This window comes from Pseudomonas sp. IT-P2 (assembly GCF_949767575.1).
GTDB classification, from domain to species: domain Bacteria; phylum Pseudomonadota; class Gammaproteobacteria; order Pseudomonadales; family Pseudomonadaceae; genus Aquipseudomonas; species Aquipseudomonas pharyngis.
Genome location: NZ_CATKQA010000011.1, coordinates 243811 through 263424, shown reverse-complemented (window position 1 = coordinate 263424; position 19614 = coordinate 243811). Strand labels below are relative to the sequence as shown.

The window sequence follows — 19614 nt, the reverse complement described above, 5'->3', positions numbered from 1 at the left end:
CGCAGAGACTTTGCACAACGATAAGGAGAGCAAACATGAGCCCGCAATCGCTGATTTCCGACCATCCACGCCCCCTGATGCGCCCGCTGGGATCGTTGACCAGTTGGCAGGAACGTCGCGCCAAGGAACTGATGTTCAGGGACCTGAGCCGCAGCGCGCGCATCAGCGAGATCGCCGGCCTCTGCAATCTTTCGCGCAGTCATTTTTCCCGTGCGTTCAAAAAGAACACCGGGTACTCACCGCAGGAGTGGTGGCTGAGGATGAAGATCGAGAAAGCCAAAAGCCTGCTGATCACTTCGATGCCGATCACCGAAGTCGTCTACGAATGCGGGTTTTCGGACCATTCGCACTTCACCCGCACCTTCAACCGCCTCGAAGGCATGCCGCCCCGAGAGTGGCGTCGCGCCTTCGTCGCCAACCGCGCGCCCATCGCGCTTCAGTTGCCTGCCATCGAACTCGACGCTGCACTCTGGAGCGTGCACAACGCTGGGCACGCCCACCCCTCGCACGCTTGACCTGATCGAACCTGACGTTACCCGCTCCTCCCCTTTGGCCGCTGATGCGGTCTTTTTTTATCCGGCGCCAGCCGGTTCCAGCGGCAGGTCGAAACTGAGTCGGGCACCCTGCTCGCTGTCCTCGATCAGCAATGTCCCGCCATGTGCGCCGATCACCGATCTGCAGATGGCCAGGCCCATTCCCATGCCGCTGCCCTTGGTGGTGTAAAAGGCATCGAATACCTGCTCGCGCTGAGGCACGCCAATCCCCGGCCCGTTGTCCTGGAACGTCACCCGCACATGGCCGTCCCTGACGGTGGAGCTGATGACGATGCGCCCGTCCGGGACCCCGGCGCCGGCGATCGCCTCCATCGCATTGTTGATCAGGTTGTACACCACCTGCTGGATCTGCACCGAGTCGCCCCACACCTGACATTGCGCTTCGAGTCGGGTGTGCAGGGCGACGTTGCGGTTGGTCAGCTCGGTCGCCGTCAGTTGAACGACACCACTCACCAACTCGTCTATTTGCACCGGCAAGCGCTTGAGCGGCGCCTGCCTGGCCAGTGCGCGCAAGGCCTGGACAATGTCGGCGGCCCGCGTGCTGTCCGAGCGGATGTCTTCCAGGCCCTGAATCGCCTCGTCCAGATCGGGCTTTTCACGCTTGAGCCAGCGCAGGCTGGCCGAGGCATTGGACTGAATGCCAAGCAGCGGCTGACTGATCTCGTGGGCGATGGAGGCTGAAAGTTCGCCCATGACCTTGAGGTGCGAGTTGCGCGCCAGTTCGGCACGGGAGCTGCGCAGATCCGCTTCCATCTGCGCCCGCAGGCGGTTGTCTTCCACCAATTGCGCATACAGCCGGGCGGTCTCCAGCGACACCGCTGCCTGGGAGGCAAGAATTTCCAGCATGGTCAGCCGTTCGGCACCGAACAGGCCGGGCACCAGGCTGTTTTCCAGATAGACCAGACCGATCAACGTGCCTTGTCTGAGCAGCGGCAGGCACAACATCGAGCGGGTCTGCCGCCGACGCAGATCGGCGCCATAGGCTTCCGGGCAATCGACCCGCACATCGTCGAGCACCAGGGGTGCACGGGTGCGCATCGTTGCATTGAGCACCGACGCAGGCGCCAGCGCTTCAAGCGCCTGATCGCTGTCCAGCGCAATCAGCAGATTGCCGGCTTCCATCGACGCGGCGGCCGCCAGGCGCAGTTCGCCTTCAGCGACCATCATCAGCACACCTTGGTCAGCCCCGGCCTGAACCATCAGGTGGTTCATCAAGGTCTCGACCAGCCGATCCAGCAAGACCTCCTGGGAAAGTGCCCGCGCGGCCTCGATACCCGCCTCCAGGTCCAGCCGGCCCCGGTTGATCGGTTGTGAAGGTTGCGAAGCGGGTTCCGTGCGCAGAAACGGATGGCGGTTTTCCAGTTGCCGCGCCTTGGCGCTCGCCCCCCAGAGGTCGTAGCAATCCCGGGCAAAACGCAGGTGGTGATGAGCCCCCGAGACCAGCTCATTGGACATGCAGACGTCAGCCAGTTGCTCGTGCGCCAGTGCCTGTTCGTGAACGAAACCGGCGCCCGCCGCTGCGATCTGCGATTGATCGAAGCAACGGATGGCAATCAGGTCCTGACCGCGCAAGCGCGCGATCACGCCCTCGATCAACAGCAGTTTGTTGCGGAACGTCGCCGGATTGAGCGCGGCCCATGCAAGAAAACGCTGGCGTTGCTGCTCAAGCATTTGCAGCTTTCGCTCAACGTCACCCGGCACTTGCGCACTGGCCAGTGCGAGGCTGCGAAAGAGATGGTAATCGGCAAGATTGATATGCGCCGGAATGGACCAGGCCACCGTCGCGGCGTCTTCGAAACGCCGCCAGGCATACGGCGCATCGCCGGCATAAAAGGCCGACATGCCGGAATACAGCCACGACAGGAACAACGTCGACTGCGAAACGCAGGCTCGATCGATGGGGCCGAAACGGTCGTGTTCCACGCCCTCCAGTTCAGACAGCGGCCGCACCGGACGACCGTCGCGCAGGTCGTTGGCGAACGCCTGTTGCGCCAGCAGAATGCGTTCGATATCGACGTAATTGAACTGCCTCACCCAGGCAAGACCGTGCTCCAGTTCGTCCAGCACCTTTTGCAAGGGTTCGCCCATGAACAGCAGGTCGGAAACAATGTGATTGCAGGCATAGCAGGACATGCCCAGGTCACCCCCGGCCTGACCGCACTCGAACGCCGCGAGCGCTGTCTGCCGGGCATACGCCATCGGCCGGGTCCACGGGCTGACCTGATCGAGCGCCACCAGGGTGCCTGTGCGGCCGGCCTCATAGCCATGCAGGTCAGTCAGTTTCAGGGCGACTTGCGCAAATGCCAGTCCGTCCACGTATTCGCCAAAACGCTCGGCGATCATCACGCCAAACCACGCAAATCCGTAGCCACTGCTTGGCGTAGTGCCGTGCTCGAGCGTGAGTTCGACCATTTTCGCCAGGTGCAGCAAGCGGAGATCGTCATCGACGAAGAACGAAGGAATCAATGTGCCGAGCAGCTCCATGGCCGCCTCGATCTGCGCATCCTCAGCCTTGGGCAAATGAACCAGATCGGCGATCGCTCGCGTGCCGATCAGGTCGCGCACCTGCGCAAAGGCCCGGGTCAGATGGTCCTCGGGAGGTTTGCGTTGCAGGGTGATGCCCAGCAGCGCCAGGCCGGTCAAAGCCTCGGTGATCGCCCCTTCATAGTCGGAGTGCAGCGTGCGCAACGTGGCACGCAAGCGATAGGTTTTCGCGCGATCCGCGTCCGTGAGCGCGTGGTTCAGGCAATCATCGAGACGTCCCCGGGCCCCCGCCAGATCCGCCAGCAGCATCGCGCACTCGGCAGCCAGCCAGGTGCTGGCGAACGCTTGCGGATAGAGGTGGGTCCAGCCGCTCTGACCGAACAGGCGTTCGGCCGTCTGCAGATAATCCGCCGCCAGTTGCACGGCGGCCGAATCCCTCGCGCGCTCGGCAGCCTCGACCAGGACATCAATAAACGCGGCGCTGCGCGACTGCGTCAATGCAGCATCGTCGACACGCTGGATCTGACCGGCAATCTCGAATACGCGCTCATGGGCCTGTTCGCCCCACAGGTCCAGCATGGCTGCGGCGATGCGCGCGTGCTCACTGCCACGCCCCACCGGCGAAGGCAGCTGACAGGCCGCCTCGAGCACCCGGTCGTGGCCGAACACCAGTTGTGCGCCGGCGCGCAGCAGTAATCCCCCCTCGACCAGACTTTGTACATCACGCGCCAGTTGCACCGAATCAAACGGCAACAACCGGCCCAGCAGCGACTCGTCACAGCGACCGCCGATGTAACCCGCCGTGCGCAGGACGTCTCGTTCGGTCAATGTCAGCCGGTCCAGTCGCTGTACCATCAACTCCGCGACGTTGTCGGCATAGCGATAGCTGTCCACATCGCTCTGGTTCCAGACCCAGCGATCCGCCGCCGCGTCGAAACGCACCAGACGCTCATCGATCAGCGCCCGCAACACCTGGCCGACGAACAGCGGATTGCCAGCCGTTTTCAAATGCACGACCTGGGCGAGCACTTCAATGCCGGCGGGATCGGTGTCCAGTTCTGCGGCCAGCAGTTGCGCGACGGCGGACACCGACAAGGCGCCCAGCGTGATGTGAATGCCGGGCAATGCCTGTTCGCCGCGCAGCACGTCGAGTAGGGCGTCCTCCCGCGCAAAGGCCTTCGACCCGCTGTCCCGGTACGCCAGGATCAGTACCAGATGCCGCGGTGGCCGGGCGAAGAAAGCGCGCAGAAACGCAAGCGTCGAATCGTCCGCCCACTGCACGTCATCCACGAACAGCACCAGCGGCCGCCCGGGCTGAGCAAACACGTCCAGCGCATCGAGCAGCGTGCGATTGACCCGCTCAAGCGCGTGCCGGGCGGGCATGTTGGGCAGTTCCGGCGTGGCACCGATCACCAGTTCGGCCTCGGGTGCCAGATCCACCAGGATCCTGCCGCGCCCCTTGAGCCGTTCAATCAGTTGCGCGCCGAGGGTTTGCAGTTCCAGTGCGGGTTTGCCCAGCAACTGAGTCATCAGCGAACGAAAGATTTCCGCCAGCGGCGCATTGGGGATTTCCTGCTGCAACAGGTTGATCTTGCCGCTGGCCCAATAGCCGGGAACCAACGGCCGCACGCCCTGATGGATCAGGGTTGACTTGCCCGCTCCCGGTGTACCGCCCACCCACAGCACACGGGCGATACCGTCGCTGCGCACCTGGCTGATCTGCTCGAGCAGTTGTGCGCGCTCCGCCTCCCGACCAAACAGCACCGGGTCGTCAGCAATGGATGGCAGTGCATCGAAGGTGCCCAGCCTGAAAGCCTTCACATGGCCATGCTCCAGCCATTGCTGACGGCACCAGACAAGGTCAGTGGCCATCGACTCCATGCTCTGATAGCGAGCGCCCGGCTCCTTGGCCAGACCTTTTAGCAACACGCGACAGAGGCCTTCCGGCAGGTCGGCGACATGCACGGCCGGCGATGCCGGCTGGACCGCGGCATGCACATGCCGCCAGTGCGAGGGGTCGCGCGCCGTCAGGGGCGGCTGGCCGGTCAAGGCGTGATAAAGAATGCTCGACAGCGCATAAACATTGCTGCGCTCATCGAAACCGGCGCCATCGCGCCGAACCTGCTCGGGGGCCAGGTAGGGCCAGTGCTCCAGCGCAGGAAGCTCGGCGACGGCGCCCGCCTGCTCGTCGGTGTGATAACCCAGAAGGCTCACCGAATCATCGGCGCCCACCCGCAAGTGCCAGGGCAACAGATTGGACTGTCGTGCGCCGGCCTTCCCGGCATTGACCAGCGCATGGGCCGCCGCGACCGCGATGGCAAGCAAGCGGCCCTGCGGCAGGCCAGGCTGACCGAGCAGGTCAGACAACGCCACGCCCGTCTCGGGGTAGACCAGCAACGGCCCTTCTGCCGAGCGGATGAAGGCGACGGGACGGATGGCCCAGGCTGAATCCGGGCGCAGATGAAAGTCCCGTTCCAGACGCTTGCCCACGTCAGGACGCTGGATCGGTGCCCGAGCGGCCAGCCAGCGGAAGTCCGACCGAGGATCGTGGATGGTGAACCAGGTCAGGTCGTTTTCCCGGCGCAGCAGCTCGAATGCACAGCCCTCCAGCCAGGCGTCATCCGGCACGACATCCGGGTTGCAGAGGGCTGGAGAGGAGGAAAGTCTGCCGGGCATTCGCTGTCACCGCTCATTATTCGTTTCAGGCCTGGCGCAGGAGTATACGCAAGGCTCTGGCGCAGAGGTTTCGTGGTGATGCCCATGTCCGCATCCGGCACCATCATGGCCGTCGAGCGCCTGTCCCGACCGGTTGCAGAGATTGAAAAACCACCGGCCTTATCCCTCGGGATAATTGAATTGCGCGAGGTCGTCGCCTAGCGTGTCGTCCTGATGAACCGGCGCCCTGTGCCACTCACTCGACACCACGCAGAGAACCGTATGATCCGACTCGGCCAAGCGACTATTTCCCTGGAGCGGCGTGAAGCCTTTCTTGACGGACGGCCGCTGCGCGTGGGAGGACGGGCGTTCGAACTGCTGTCGGTGTTGATGCAGGCCGATGGCCGGATCGTCAGCAAAGATGAATTGCTCACCCAGGTCTGGCCCGATACCGTCGTCGAGGAAAACAATCTTCAAGTGCAGATCTCATCGCTGCGCAAGTTATTTGGAGAGAATGAGATCATCCAGACGGTCCCGCGCCGAGGTTACCGATTATTGAAAGACAGTGCCCCTTCCCTGCCCCCGTTCCACCCGGTCGCTGCGAGCGCCCCTGCAACAGAGCATCAGCCTGCGATCGATCCGGACAGCGTGCCGGTGTTCATCGTGGACGACGAGGCTTCCGTGCGCACGTCACTCAGCCGTCTGCTGCGGGCCGAAGGCGTGCCCCACCGGATCTTCAATTCGGCTGAAGAGCTGCTTGGCGCTGACCTCGAGGCCGGGCCCGCCTGTCTGTTGCTCGACGTCAGCCTGCCGGAGGCGACCGGTCTGCAGCTGCAGTCGACGCTCGGCGAGCGAGGACATCCATGGCCGGTCATTTTCATGACCGGTTACGGCACCATCCCGATGTCGGTACAAGCGATGAAAGCGGGCGCCGTCGAGTTTCTGACCAAGCCGTTTGACGACGACCAGTTGCTGGCCATTCTGCAAGCGACCCGCCAGCGCGCAGCGGTTGATTTCCAGCAGTGGCAGCGGGTCCAGAGCGTGCGCCAGCGAGCCGCCCTGCTGACGCCACGGGAGCGTGAAGTATTGCCGTTGATCGTCGCGGGTCTGTCCAACAAGCACATCGCCAACAGGCTGGGCACCAGTGAAGTGACGGCCAAGGTTCATCGCAAACACATCATGGTGAAAATGCAGACGCGCTCGCTCGTCGGGCTCGTCGAGCTGTATGGCCTGATCAGCACGCCGCCACCGTCCGGCGTGCAGAACCCTTCATGAGTCAGGACACCGACACGCCCGCGCTCACTGTCAGCGCGGTTATCGTCTGCATCGTCGACGACGATGCTTCCGTACGTAAAAGCCTCGCCAACCTGCTGCGCTCCGCCGGTTACCACGCGCGGTTATACAGCGGTGGCGAGGATTTCCTGGCGCAGGAACATTTCGAGGACATTGCGTGCCTGTTGCTGGACCTGAAAATGCACGGTTTATCAGGGATCGAGGTGATGCAGGCGCTGGCGTCCCGAGACAGGAAATTCCCGGTCATTTGCATGTCCGCCCATTGGGACGACGCCGCCCTGGCCGAGACCCGTCGCTACAACGCCTTCGCCTGCCTGGGCAAGCCGTTCTCCGGTGATGTGCTGCTCAGGGCCGTGGAGTCGGCACTCGAAAACGACAGTTGAAGCGGTCGTTCGCCGCGACCCACGACTTTGGCTGCACGCCAGACGCAAGAAGGCCTGCCACATCGGCAGGCCTTTTTTTTGTCGGCGCTGTTCGTTATTGCTTGAGAATCAGCAACGGCTCGCCCTTCTTCACAATGTAAGTCGCCAGTTCCGAGCCCTTCTCGTTGCCGACATTCTTGGCGATATGCGCCACGCCCGCCGGAATGAACAGCGAATCACCCGCCTTGAGCGTCACCGGTGCCTGGCCTTCCAGTCGGTATTCGAAGGTGCCGCTGATCACGTAAGCCACCTCCACACCCGGATGCGCATGGTTAGGCGAAGTAACGCCCGGTTCGAAATCGACGCGAGCCTGGATCACTTCGCGATCCGCAGCACCCAGATCCTGTCGGACCAGATCGGTACGGCTCAGGCCTTGTTGCCAGTTCTTCGCCGGGGCGGCAGATGGGGTGTCAGCCGCGTGGGCGAGGCCGGTCAGCGAAACGAGTACGGCGGCAGCGGTCATCAGAAGTGTGCGGCGCATGGTGTTGTCCTCTTGGAAGTAGTGATGTGTTGGCCACTACTTTGGGCGAGGCCTGTATGCGGGATGTGTCCTGATGACGGGGTTTGTTACCCGTTTGTGTACGGCGGCGCGATGGATACACGCTTATACAAAGGGTTTGGCCAGCACCTGCGATAGCCAGCCTCTGAACGCCACGATCTTTTTCGATTCGGCCTGATCGTGGGGCGTGACGAGGTAGAAGCCGGAAGCGGATTTCAAGCGCAGATCAAACGGCGCCACCAGCCTGCCCGCGCGCAGATCGTCATCGACATAGGTCGAGCGACCGATGCACACGCCCTGCCCGTCAATCGCCGCCTGCACCGCCATCATCGCCAGGTCGAAGGTCAATCGCGGGCCCTTCGCCGTCAGCGGTGGCTGGCCTGCCGCATGCAGCCAGTCGTTCCAGTCATTGGCGGTCACGCCGCTGACTTGCAGCAAAGGGTGATGGGCCAGGTCCACCGGCGTATTCAACGGCTTGTCGCCGGTCAGCAAGCGCGGGCTGCACACCGGAAAGATCTCGTCGGACATCAACCAGTCGGCCCGCAGCCCCGGCCAGTTCCCGTCGCCGTAGCGGATCGCCGCATCGATGCCGCCCTTGCGAAAGTCCACCCACTCGGTGGAGGCGCTGATCCGCACATCAATCTCGGGATGCGCCTCGCGAAATGACGGCAGACGCGGCAACAGCCATTTGGACGCCACCGACACCAGGGTGCTGATGGTCAGGACGCTGTTGTTGCTCGACTCCAGCAGCTTTTCAGTCGAGTAGCGCAACTCAAGAAACGCCGAACGAATGCCGGGCAAGTAGGCATTGCCCTCCTCGGTCAAAGCCAAACCGTCCTTCAAGCGCATGAACAGACGCACGCCCAGTTCATCCTCGAGGCGACGGATCTGATGGCTGATCGCGGTTTGCGTGACGTTCAGTTCTTCGGCGGCGCGGGTGAAGCTCATGTGCCGGGCGGCGCATTCGAAGGCGCGCAATCCATTGAGCGATGGCAGTCGGGGCAGCATATGACCTCTTCAGTCCATGAGATTTTGTCATACGCTAGCACCGGATTTGTCCTTTGCGAAGTCGAGCGGCGATGGCGGATTCTGAGCCTCCACCAGCAAGGAGATCCCATGAAACTGTACTTCGCCCCCATGACCTGTTCGCTGTCGCCGCACATCGTATTGCGCGAGCTGGAACTGCCGTTCGAGCTGATCCGGGTCAACAACCAGACCAAGCAAACCGCCGACGGCCGAGACTTTCGCCAGATCAACCCGAAGGGCTACGTGGCCGCGCTGATGCTGGACAACGGTGAAGTGCTGACCGAAGGGCCGGCGATTCTGCAGTACCTCGCCGACCTCGTGCCCGGTCATGCGCTGGCCCCGGCCAATGGCAGCTGGGAGCGCTCGCGTTTGCAGGAGTACCTGAACTTCATCAGCTCGGAAATTCATGGCGGCAGCGCGCCGTTGTTCAGCAGCGAAATCCCGGAAACCACCAAAACGTTCTTCAAATACAAACTGTTCAAACGTCTGGATTACCTGAACCGCCTCCTCGCCACCCAGCCGTTTCTGATGCAGGCCTTCGGCGTAGCGGATGCCTATCTGTTCACGGTGCTGAAGTGGTTGCCGACATTCAGTATCGCCATCGAAGACTGGCCAGCGCTGGCGAGCTACATATCGCGCATCGCCGAGCGGCCCAGTGTGCGGGCGGCCATCGCGACAGAGGAAGCCACGCAACCGGTGCTCTGACGCGACCGATTGCGCGAACGCCCTCAAATGAGCCGGCGCGCAGTCAGGCGCCCGACTCCGGATCGCTTGCCGGCAGGCCCCGCGCTTCTCGGTCCTCATCATCCCTGGCGGTGCTCTGCGGGTCGGCGTCGGCGCTTCCCGAGCCGTTGCCGTCCTGCGGATGCTCAGAACCCACCGAATTGTTGGCCGCCACATCGCTCATGTCTTCTTCCAGTGGCGCTTCATCGTCCGGCGGCAAGGGGACTGGCGACTCATCCTTGCGGGGATCATGGCCGGTTTCGTTGTCGGTGGTGCGCGTCACGGCCTGTTGTGACAGGTTGCCGGGTGCATCTTCATCAATGTCCATGGAGGGCTCCGTTTTGTTGCGGGATATTCCGCACCTGAACGTGTGAAACAACTACCCGATGATTAGTGCCCGGTGTTGGACGAATGGCACCCCGGTTGCCGAATGCCCCAGCGCTTCTATAGTGAAGAGGGTTCAAGCCCTCCTCCCGTCGAGCGCCCCATGGCCAGCACCGATCAACTGATCATCTGCGAGCATTGCGACTGCGTGTACGAAAAAGTCGTGCTGGCCAGACACCAGAAGACCCTCTGCGTGCGTTGCGGCGCCGTGCTCCAGCGCTACAACAACCTGAGCGTGGAGCAACGGCTGGCCCTGAGCTTCACCGCGGCGATGCTGTGGCTGTTCGCCAATTTCTACCCGGTGATGAGCATCAGCATGAAGGGCCTGAAAAACAGCGCGACCCTCTGGGATTCAGTGTTGGCCCTGAGTCAGGGGCCGATCACCTTCATGGCGATGGTCGCGGCGATCTCGATCATCATCGCCCCGGCCTTCCAGTTGGTGCTGTTGATCTGGGTCCTGAGCTTCGCCCTCGCTTCGCGCCGCTCGCCGGGGTTCAAGCTGTGCATGCGCTGGCTCGAAACGCTGCGGCCGTGGAGCATGCTCGAAGTCTGCCTGCTCGGTGCCATGGTCGCGGTGTTCAAACTGGCGGGCATGCTCGACGTCATTCCCGGCATCGGCCTGTTTGCCCTGGCCGTGCTCAGCCTGTTGCTGATCCGCATCGCCGGGCGCGATGTGCGCGAACTGTGGGACATCCTATGAAACGACCACCGACTGCCAGCGAACTCAACCTGTGCCTGTGCCACAGCTGCGGACTGGCCTGCGACATGACCGGCGAACCGCACCAATGCCCGCGCTGCGACGCGCCGCTACACCGGCGCAAGACCAACTCGCTGACCCGCACCTGGGCCTACATGTTCGCCGCGCTGGCGTTTTACGTGCCGGCCAATCTGCTGCCGGTGATGAACACCACCCTGCTCGGCAGCGGCGCCGACAGCACCATCATGAGCGGCGTGCTGGAGTTCTGGGAACACGGTGCGTGGGACATCGCCGTCATCATCTTCGTCGCCAGCATCGCCGTACCGGGGGTGAAATTCGTGGCGCTGACCTTGCTGCTGGTCACCGTGCAACGGGACAGCCATTGGGCGCGCAAGGAGCGTTCGAAGCTGTACCGCTTCGTCGAGCTGATCGGCTATTGGTCGATGCTCGATGTGCTGGTGGTTGCGCTGGTGGCGGCGCTGGTGAAATTCCAGGCGCTGGGGGATATCGAGCCGCGCGTAGGGATTCTGTTTTTCGGCCTGGTGGTCGTGTTCACTATGCTCTCGGCCATGAGTTTCGACCCGCGCCTGATCTGGGATAACGCGCCGGACGAAGAAACGGAAAAACCCCGGCACTCGACTGAACAAGTGCCGGGGCATCAAGCGGTTTGAGTCAGATCAGATCTGCGCGGTGCCACCGTCAACGAACAACTCGATGCCGTTGACGAAGCTGCTGTCATCCGAGGCCAGGAACAGCGCAGCCTTGGCAATCTCGCTCGGCTCGCCCAGACGCCCGATCGGCACGATAGACGCCAGTTGATCGAACAGCCCCTGGGTGTGTTCCGCCGGCACCAGCCCTGCCAGACCTGGCGTACGCACCGGGCCAGGGCTGATGGCGTTGACGCGGATGCGCCGTGGTTTCAAGTCCAGCAACCATGACCGAGCGAAGTTGCGCACCGCCGCTTTGCTCGCGCTGTAGACGCTGAAGTTCTCCGTGCCCTGCACCGAGGTGGTCGACGAGGTCAGCAGAATCGAGGCGCCATCGCGCAGCAGCGGCAAGGCCTTCTGCACGGTAAACAGCGTGCCCTTCACGTTGGCGTCGAAAATCCGGTCGAAGTGCTCTTCGGTGATCGCGCCCAGCGGCAGCATGTCCCCGCCGCCGGCGTTGGCGAACAGGATGTCGAGGTGCCCGGCCTTGGCGGAAATCTCGCTGTAGATGCGATCCAGATCCTCCAGCTTCGCCACATCGCCCTGAATGCCGATGGCACGCGGGCCGATGGCAGCGACCGCTTTGTCCAGTTCGGCCTGACGGCGGCCGGTGATGAATACGGTGGCGCCCTGGGCGACGAATTCCTGCGCCGAGGCCAGGCCGATGCCGGTGGTGCCGCCAGTGATCAGTGCGATTTTGCCTTCAAGTCTGTTGCTCATGATGAATCTCCAGTAACCGTTTCGAGGTAAGTGACGGGTCGTAGGTGAGCCGTTGGAAGCGACTTTAGGCCGATCGATTGAATTGAAAAATCCGCAAAATCGGTTTTGTTTGTGCACAGACATGCACAATACTCAACCACATCTACCCCACCGAGCCCGAACCGATGAATCAGTTAATGGCGATCCGCACCTTCGCCCGCGTCGTGGAAAGCGGTTCGTTCACCAAAGCCGCCGATTCGCTGAACCTGCCGAAAACCACCGTCAGCAAACTGATCGGCCAACTGGAAAACCACCTCGGCGTACGCCTGCTGCAACGCACCACCCGCCGCCTCACCGTCACGGCCGACGGCGCCTCTTATTACCAATTGACCCAACAATTGCTGCATCAACTGGACGACATCGATCAAGGCTTCAGCCAGGCCCAGGGGCTGCCGCGCGGCAAGATCCGCGTGGACATCGGCGGCTCGACCGCGACGATGCTGGTGATCCCCGAACTGCCGAAGTTCTTCGAACGCTATCCGGACATCCAGGTTGATCTGGGCGTCAGCGACCGCCCGGTGGACCTGATCAGTGAGCGGGTGGACTGCGTGATTCGCGGCGGCCCGCTGACCGAACAAACCCTGGCCGTGCGCCGCCTCGGCGAAGTGTCGTGGACCACCTGCGCCACGCCCGATTATCTGCAACGCCACGGCACCCCGAGCCACCCGCTCGACCTGGCCAGCCATCAGCTGATTGCCTACCGTTCGGCCTCCACCGGGCGCATCCTGCCATCGAACTTCCAGCGCAACGGCGAACGCCACCAGATCGAAGGCAAAGGCCTGATCAGCGTCAACGAGAGCAACGCGCACCTGGCGGCCGGGCTCGCCGGGCTGGGGATCATCCACACCTTCAGCTACACGGTCAGGACCGCCATCGAGCGCGGCGAACTGGTGCCGATCCTCGAGGACTGGCGGCCGCCAGCGTATCCGTTTCATGTGCTGTATCCGCCGAACCGGCATTTGAGCAATCGGGTGCGGGTGTTCATTGATTGGCTGGTGGAGCGGTTTGCGCAGGTCGATTGAGGTGCTGCGGGAGCATTGCTGACTTTTACGCAAAACACCTTTGACCCAGGGCCGGTTCTTCTCATGCCCGTTGCCACCGATACTGGCGGCCATTGACAGTCATGGGAAACCGCACAATGCAAACCGATTACGCTGCCTGGGCCTGGACGTCCGGCCAAGGGCTGGATGGCCTGACACTGACCCGCAAACCCCTCGTGCAACCCGGCCCCGGCCAAGTGCTGGTGGCCAACCGCGCCATCGCCTTGAACCCGGTGGACTGGAAGATCATCGAGTGGGGCCACTCCGCGTGGCACACCGGCCGTGTGCCGGGTGTCGACGGCATGGGCGTGGTGGTCGCGGCCGGCGCCGGCGTGACACTGCAACCCGGCAGTCGCGTGGCGTATCACCAATCACTGGCGAGCGATGGCAGCTTCGCCGAGTACTGCCTGCTCGACGCCGCCACCGTGCTGTCAGTACCCGCCGCGCTCGATGATGCCGCAGCGGCGTCACTGCCCTGCCCCGGTTTGACCGCGTGGCAAGCCGTGGAAAAAGTCCCCGCGAATGGCGCGGCCGATGTGCTGGTGATCGGCGCCGGCGGCGCGGTCGGCCTGCTGCTGGTGCAACTGGCGGTACAACGCGGATGGCGGGTCTGGTCGACCGCGTCCGGCGCGCATCACGCAAAGCTCAAGGCCCTGGGCGCAGTCGGCGTATTCGATTACCGCGAACCGGACTGGCAAAGTGCACTCGCAGCCAGCCTCGGCGAACGTCGTTTGCACGCCGTATTCGACACGGTCAGCGGCGCTCACGCGGCGAAAATGGCCGACCTGCTGGGCTACAACGGCCATCTGGTGTGCATTCAGGATCGTCAGGAAAGCGCGCCACTGCCGGCGTTCACCAGCGCGATTTCGCTGCATGAAGTGGCATTGAACAGCTTCCACGTCCACGCCAGCCTGCACGATCGCCAGACCTTGCGCCGCAACGGCGAGCAGTTGCTGCAAGCCCTGCTGGACGGCAGCCTGATCGGCCCGGCGCTGCAGATGTTCGACTTCGATGAGTTGCCCCAGGCCTTGCGCGCCCTGAAGGACGGCGCGGGTGGCGGGAAATGGGTGACGCGTCTGCCCGTCGTTTGAATCGCGTCAGTCGAGGCCTTCCCCAACGCCTTGACTGACCTCTCGGGTCAGACAATCAATCAGCGCCCGCGCCGAAGCCGACAGCTGCCGGTGCGGCGGATAGATCACCGAGAACGGTCGGGAGCGCCCGCCCGACTGTTCAAGCAGGCGCACCAGTCGCCCGCTCTCGATCCGCTCGCGGACAATGAAGTCATAGGTCTGGCAGATGCCCAGCCCCTGCTCCGCCAGCGACACAATCCCCAGCACATCGTCGGACACCTGAATATTGGCGCTGGGCAGCCATTCGCGGTCTTCGCCCTGCTCACGGAACAGCCACGGCCCGACGCGCCCGGTGCTGGGCATCACGAACGGCAGGCACGCATGCCGCTGCAAATCGTCGACGCGCTGCGGTGTTCCGGCCCGTCGCAGATATTCCGGCGCGGCCACCACACATAAACCGGCGTCCTCCAGCTTGCGCCCGATCAGCCCGCTGTCCGGCAACGCGCCCAGCCGAATAGCCAGGTCGAAGCCTTCGGCTACCAAATCGACGTTGCGATTGCTGATGCTCAACTCAACGCGCACTTGCGGATGTTGCCGGGTGAAACGGCCGAGCATGGCAGGCAAACGATAGTGGCCGTAAGTGGTCGGCACGCTGAGGCGCACGCGGCCGCTGAGTTCGCCGTCCTGTCCCTGAATCGTGCGCTCGGCGTCGTCGATCAGGCCAAATGCCGCCCGCGACTGCTCCAGATACAACACACCGGCGTCGGTCAGGCTCAAACGCCGCGTGGTGCGCCGCAGCAACTGCACACCCAGGCGCGCCTCCAGCCGCGAAATCGCCCGGCTGACCACCGACGGCGTGGTTGCGAGAAACACTGCACCGGCGCTCAGCGACCCCTTTTCCACCACCGTGACAAACACTTCGACGTCGGCCAGATAATCGAATCGGCGACTCATCTTGATCTCCAGAGAACAAATGCTTTGCTGTGGCGCGAGTTTATCGCCGCGATGAGCATCAATACAGTGAGCCGCACTTTCTTCCACGTTCAGGAATCGCCATGCGCTCAGTTACACGTCTTGCTTTCGCCCTGTCTCTCTCCGTTGCCGCGTTGAACGCCCAGGCGGCCAATGTGCTGGTGGTGCTGTCGGACTCCGACCATCTCGATTTGAAGGACGGCAAGGTCTTCAGCACCGGTTTCTACCTCAACGAACTGATGCAACCGGTCAAGCTGCTGCTCGATGCCGGCCACACCGTGACCTTCGCCACCCCGACCGGCAAGGCGCCGACGCTGGATCGTTCCTCCGACGACAAGATGTATTTCAACAATGACGTGGCAGCCTTGCAGACCCACAAGGCGCTGCTGGAACAACTGAAGATCACCTCGCCCGGTGAATCGCCGGTCATCAGCCTGTCGCGGGTCGAGCAAGTCGGTTACGAGCATTTCGATGCCGTCTACATTCCGGGTGGCCACGCACCGATGCAGGATCTGCTGCACAGCCAGGCGCTGGGCAAACTGCTGAACAACTTCCATCAAACAGGCAAAACCACAGCGCTGGTGTGCCACGGCCCGATTGCACTGCTGTCGACCCTGACGGATCCGACCGCATTCACCCGCCAACTGGAAACCGGCGAAACCACGACGGCAAACAACTGGACCTACGCCGGCTACACATTCACGGTCATCAGCAATCAGGAAGAAGAAATCGCCAAAGGCCTGTTGAACGGCGGCGCGATGAAGTTCTATCCGCAGACGGCACTGGAAAAGGCCGGCGGTGTTTTCAGCAGTAACACGGCGCCGTGGGCCAGCCATGTGGTGGTCGATCGCGAACTGGTCACCGGACAGAACCCGGCGTCGGCCCTGGCCGTGGGCAAGACCCTCGTTGACCGCTTGAAGTGATCCCGGCGCCCTCGCACTTTCACCGTTTCGTCTAACCTGACGTTGCACCCGACGATGATTGCCCATCGACGGGTGCATCGACCTTGATGCCCACGAAACGGAGAATTCCATGCTCAAGCGAACCCTGGCACTGACCGCTGGTTTGGCCCTGTCCCTGTCCGCCGTGCTGGCGCAAGCCGCGGAGGTGTTGAAGGTCAGCGCGATTCCCGATGAAGCCCCGACCGAGCTGCTGCGCAAGTTCGAGCCGCTGGGGTCTTATCTGGAGAAGCAACTGAACATGAAAGTCGAGTTTGTGCCGGTGGCCGACTACCCGGCAGTGGTCGAAGCGTTGGCCACCAACCGTCTCGATCTGGCCTGGCTCGGTGGCTTCACTTTCGTCCAGGCGCAGTTGAAAAGTGATCCAAAGGTCATTCCGCTGGTGCAGCGCGAACAAGACGCCCAGTTCACCAGTAAATTCATCACCGCCGACCCGAACGTCAAAAGCCTTGCCGACCTCAAGGGCAAGACCTTCGCCTTCGGCTCCGTGTCATCCACCTCCGGCAGCCTGATGCCGCGCTACTTCATGCTCAAGGACGGCATCAAACCGGAAAGCTATTTCAGCCGCGTCGGCTACTCCGGCGCCCACGACGCCACCGTGGCCTGGGTGCAGGCCGGCAAGGTCGACGCCGGTGTGCTGAACGCCAGCGTCTGGCAGAAACTGGTGGACGCCGGCAAGGTCGACACCAACAAGGTCAAGGTCTTCGCCACCACCCCGGCCTACTTCGATTACAACTGGACCGTGCGCGGCACCCTCGACCCGGCGCTGGCGGCGAAGATCAAAAAAGCCTTCCTCGACCTCGATCCGGCCAACCCCGAGCACAAGAAAATCCTCGACCTGCAAGCCGCCAGCCGTTTCATCGAAACCAGCCCGGACAATTACAAAGGCATCGAGGAAGCCGCCCGCGCCGCCGACTTGCTGAAATGACGCTGCGCCTCAAACAGGCTTTTCTGCACCACACCAATGGCGTGGAGGCCTTGCGTGGCGTGGATTTGCAGATCGAGGCCGGCGAACAGGTGGCGATCATCGGCCCGTCCGGCGCCGGTAAATCCAGCCTGCTGAACCTGCTGGCAACCGCCATTAGGCCCAGCAGCGGCGACATCGAAGTGCTGGGCGAGCGCGCTTGGCACTTGTCCGCCCGCCAACGGCAGCGCCTGCGTGCGCGCATCGGTCTGGTGCATCAGGCGCCGCCGCTACCGCCCCGGCAACGGGTGGTGACGGCGGTGCTGGCCGGTAAACTCGGCCAATGGAGCCTGGGCAAAAGCCTGATCAATCTGCTGCATCCGCTCGACGTGCCCGGCGCCCGCGCGGCCCTGGCAAAACTGGATCTGGCCGACAAACTCTTCAGCCAGTGCCAGCAACTGTCCGGCGGGCAATTGCAGCGGGTCGGCATTGCCCGCGTGCTGTATCAGGCGCCGGAAGTGTTGCTGGCCGACGAACCGGTCTCGGCGATGGACCCGGTGCTGGCCGGGCACACGCTGTCGATCCTGTCGCGCCATGCTCGCGAGCGCAACGTCACGCTGGTGGCGAGCCTGCACGCGGTGGAACTGGCGCTGGCGCACTTCCCGCGCATCGTCGGTCTGCGCGAGGGGCAGATCCTGTTCGACTGCCCGTCCGCGCAGGTCAGCCGCGACATGCTCGACACCCTCTACGCCAACGAACAACTGCAATCCCCGGCGCCCGCCGTCACCCCGCTGATTGTGCAGATTCCGCGATGCTGAGCGCCTACACCCGCGACCCCGCCGCACTGCCCCGGTTGCTGCTGACCGGGCTGGCGATTGCCTTGCTGTGGCCCGGCATTCAGCTCAGCGAGCTGGATCTGGGCGTGCTGTTTCACGCCGACAGCCAAAGTGAAATGGGCCGCTTCGTGTCGATGTTCTGGCCACCGGCCCATGATCGCGAGTTTCTGCAATTACTCCTCAAAGCCACCCTGCAAACCTTGGCCATCGCCACCGCCGGCATGGCCCTGGCGCTGTTGTTGGCGGTGCCGGCCAGCCTGCTCGCCAGCCGCGCCCTGTCGCTGACCGCCGCCTCCCGCAGCGGCCGCCCGAGCCTGTTGGGCCGCCTGCTGCGCTGGCCGGTGCGCGGGCTGCTGATCTTCCTGCGCAGCGTGCCGGAAATCGTCTGGGCCCTGCTGTTCGTGCGCGCCGTCGGCCTCGGCCCGGCGGCGGGCGTACTGGCCATCGCCATCACCTACAGCGGCATGCTCGGCAAGGTCTACGCCGAAATCTACGAATCCACCGACCAACGCCCGGCCCACGCCCTGCTCCAGGCCGGCAGCGGCCGCCTCGCCAGCTTCGCCTACGGCGTACTGCCCAACGTCGCAGCGGAACTGCTCTCCTACACCGTCTACCGCTGGGAATGCGCCATCCGCGCCTCGGTGGTCATGGGCTTCGTCGGCGCCGGCGGCCTCGGCCAACAGATCGACCTATCGATCCGCATGTTCGCCGGCGGCGAAGTCGCCAGCATGCTCCTCACCTTCCTCCTCCTCGTCCTCGGCGCCGACCAACTCAGCCGCCTGCTGCGCTGGAGGCTGGCATGAAACGCCTGATCAATTCGGTGCTGATCCTCGCCATTGTCGCGGCCGTCATTGCCTCATTTGCCTACCTGGGCCTTGATCTTGAAGAACTCGGCAGCGCTACCAGCCTGAAACAGATGGGCCTGTATGTGGCGCGCTTCCTCAGCCCGGACCTCAGCGCTGACTACCTAAGCGCCATCCTGCGCGGATCGATGGAAACCCTCGCCATGTCCGCCCTCGGAACCCTCCTCGCCGCTGTGCTGGGCTTGTTATTGGCGCTCCCCGCCGCTGGCCGCTTTGGCTGGTTTTTTCAGAGTGCCGCGCGCCTGCTGCTCAATGCACTGCGCGCGATTCCAGAACTGGTGTGGGCTGCGTTGATGGTGCTGGCGGCTGGGCTTGGGCCGAATGCCGGGACACTTGCGCTGGCCCTGCACACCACGGGCGTGCTGGGGCGGTTGTTTGCTGAGGCACTGGAAAACACGCCGCCGGAACCGGCGGATGCGATTCGGTTGCAAGGGGGGAATCCGGTTTTGGCGTTCTGTTACGGCACGCTGCCGAACCTGGCGCCGCAGTTGCTGGCGTACTGTTTGTATCGATGGGAGAACAATATCCGGATGGCCAGCGTGCTGGGGTTTGTCGGGGCTGGGGGTTTGGGGCAGATGTTGTATGTGAGCTTGAGTTTGTTTCAGGAGGCGCAGGCGGGGACGGTGATCTTGGCGATGTTGGTGCTTGTGTGGGGGGTGGATTCGTTGAGTGCTTGGGGGCGGGGGCGGTGGGTTAAGGCGTAAGTCGTTGCAATCAAATACCTCTATCGGGGGTTGTCAGAAATATAGGCCGTTGCTCTAAGAACT

At 63.2% G+C, this 19614-nt stretch carries 18 protein-coding genes and 1 pseudogene; 13 read left to right on the top strand and 6 right to left on the bottom strand.

What is annotated here, in order from left to right; genetic code table 11:
- Positions 1-35 precede the first annotated feature (35 nt).
- Complete coding sequence (locus ACM6JM_RS08040; RefSeq protein WP_103386848.1) at positions 36-515, top strand: helix-turn-helix domain-containing protein; 480 nt, start codon at positions 36-38, stop codon at positions 513-515.
- Between the two features lie 57 nt (positions 516-572).
- Here ACM6JM_RS08040 and ACM6JM_RS08035 read toward each other — a convergent pair whose 3' ends face one another.
- A complete protein-coding gene (locus tag ACM6JM_RS08035) occupies positions 573-5714 on the bottom strand; it encodes an AAA family ATPase (protein WP_414881634.1) in 5142 nt (1713 codons plus the stop codon).
- A gap of 261 nt (positions 5715-5975) precedes the next feature.
- Here ACM6JM_RS08035 and ACM6JM_RS08030 point away from each other — a divergent pair, with 261 nt between their 5' ends.
- Positions 5976-6968, top strand: a complete 993-nt coding sequence (locus tag ACM6JM_RS08030; protein ID WP_414881633.1) for a response regulator — start codon at positions 5976-5978, stop codon at positions 6966-6968.
- The gene (locus ACM6JM_RS08025) at positions 6965-7369 is read left to right on the top strand and encodes a response regulator transcription factor (protein ID WP_052266604.1); all 405 of its coding nucleotides are present in this window, start codon (positions 6965-6967) and stop codon (positions 7367-7369) included. The genes ACM6JM_RS08030 and ACM6JM_RS08025 overlap by 4 nt, the downstream gene beginning before the upstream one ends.
- A gap of 94 nt (positions 7370-7463) precedes the next feature.
- Here the strand turns inward: ACM6JM_RS08025 and ACM6JM_RS08020 are convergent, their stop codons facing one another.
- Positions 7464-7889, bottom strand: coding sequence for a cupin domain-containing protein (locus tag ACM6JM_RS08020; protein WP_102687743.1), 426 nt, complete (start codon positions 7887-7889; stop codon positions 7464-7466).
- Between the two features lie 123 nt (positions 7890-8012).
- Positions 8013-8915 carry a transcriptional regulator GcvA gene (locus tag ACM6JM_RS08015; RefSeq protein WP_414881632.1) on the bottom strand — a complete coding sequence of 301 codons (903 nt, stop codon included), beginning with the start codon at positions 8913-8915 and terminating at the stop codon, positions 8013-8015.
- Positions 8916-9023: 108 nt separating this feature from the next.
- Between ACM6JM_RS08015 and gstA the strand changes: the two genes are divergently transcribed.
- Complete coding sequence (gstA, locus tag ACM6JM_RS08010; protein ID WP_414881631.1) at positions 9024-9638, top strand: glutathione transferase GstA; 615 nt, start codon at positions 9024-9026, stop codon at positions 9636-9638.
- 154 nt (positions 9639-9792) lie between these two features.
- On the opposite strand, the pseudogene ACM6JM_RS08005 reads toward gstA, so the two are convergent.
- Positions 9793-9984, bottom strand: a pseudogene (locus ACM6JM_RS08005) (hypothetical protein); the annotation flags it as partial.
- 159 nt (positions 9985-10143) lie between these two features.
- Between ACM6JM_RS08005 and ACM6JM_RS08000 the strand changes: the two are divergent.
- Together ACM6JM_RS08000 and ACM6JM_RS07995 are read left to right on the top strand one after the other, a co-directional pair.
- Positions 10144-10740: a paraquat-inducible protein A gene (locus ACM6JM_RS08000; RefSeq protein ID WP_085667158.1), complete on the top strand. Its 597-nt coding sequence runs from the start codon at positions 10144-10146 to the stop codon at positions 10738-10740.
- On the top strand, positions 10737-11408 hold the full coding sequence (locus ACM6JM_RS07995; RefSeq protein WP_064381884.1) for a paraquat-inducible protein A: 672 nt from the start codon (positions 10737-10739) through the stop codon (positions 11406-11408). Before ACM6JM_RS08000 ends, ACM6JM_RS07995 begins: the two co-directional genes overlap by 4 nt.
- A gap of 6 nt (positions 11409-11414) precedes the next feature.
- On the opposite strand, the gene ACM6JM_RS07990 is transcribed toward ACM6JM_RS07995, so the two are convergent.
- Entirely contained in the window at positions 11415-12164 is a 750-nt protein-coding gene (locus ACM6JM_RS07990) for an SDR family NAD(P)-dependent oxidoreductase (protein WP_085611803.1), read from the bottom strand.
- Between the two features lie 164 nt (positions 12165-12328).
- On the opposite strand from ACM6JM_RS07990, the gene ACM6JM_RS07985 reads away from it, so the two are divergent.
- Both ACM6JM_RS07985 and ACM6JM_RS07980 read left to right on the top strand, forming a co-directional pair.
- Positions 12329-13225: a LysR family transcriptional regulator gene (locus ACM6JM_RS07985; RefSeq protein ID WP_011333860.1), complete on the top strand. Its 897-nt coding sequence runs from the start codon at positions 12329-12331 to the stop codon at positions 13223-13225.
- Positions 13226-13341: 116 nt separating this feature from the next.
- Positions 13342-14334: a zinc-binding dehydrogenase gene (locus tag ACM6JM_RS07980; RefSeq protein WP_414881630.1), complete on the top strand. Its 993-nt coding sequence runs from the start codon at positions 13342-13344 to the stop codon at positions 14332-14334.
- 6 nt (positions 14335-14340) lie between these two features.
- Here ACM6JM_RS07980 and ACM6JM_RS07975 read toward each other — a convergent pair whose 3' ends face one another.
- The gene (locus tag ACM6JM_RS07975; RefSeq protein WP_103386842.1) at positions 14341-15267 is read right to left on the bottom strand and encodes a LysR family transcriptional regulator; all 927 of its coding nucleotides are present in this window, start codon (positions 15265-15267) and stop codon (positions 14341-14343) included.
- Positions 15268-15368: 101 nt separating this feature from the next.
- On the opposite strand from ACM6JM_RS07975, the gene ACM6JM_RS07970 reads away from it, so the two are divergent.
- From ACM6JM_RS07970 to phnE, 5 genes are all read left to right on the top strand, one after another.
- Positions 15369-16208, top strand: a complete 840-nt coding sequence (locus ACM6JM_RS07970; protein WP_085667162.1) for a type 1 glutamine amidotransferase domain-containing protein — start codon at positions 15369-15371, stop codon at positions 16206-16208.
- Between the two features lie 109 nt (positions 16209-16317).
- Entirely contained in the window at positions 16318-17172 is an 855-nt protein-coding gene (locus ACM6JM_RS07965) for a putative selenate ABC transporter substrate-binding protein (protein WP_102718319.1), read from the top strand.
- Positions 17169-17966 (top strand): phosphonate ABC transporter ATP-binding protein, encoded by a 798-nt coding sequence (locus ACM6JM_RS07960; protein WP_414881629.1) that lies wholly within the window; start codon positions 17169-17171, stop codon positions 17964-17966. Before ACM6JM_RS07965 ends, ACM6JM_RS07960 begins: the two co-directional genes overlap by 4 nt.
- Positions 17960-18787, top strand: coding sequence for a PhnE/PtxC family ABC transporter permease (locus tag ACM6JM_RS07955; protein ID WP_414881628.1), 828 nt, complete (start codon positions 17960-17962; stop codon positions 18785-18787). Before ACM6JM_RS07960 ends, ACM6JM_RS07955 begins: the two co-directional genes overlap by 7 nt.
- Positions 18784-19551: a phosphonate ABC transporter, permease protein PhnE gene (gene phnE, locus ACM6JM_RS07950; protein WP_414881627.1), complete on the top strand. Its 768-nt coding sequence runs from the start codon at positions 18784-18786 to the stop codon at positions 19549-19551. Before ACM6JM_RS07955 ends, phnE begins: the two co-directional genes overlap by 4 nt.
- Positions 19552-19614 lie beyond the last annotated feature (63 nt).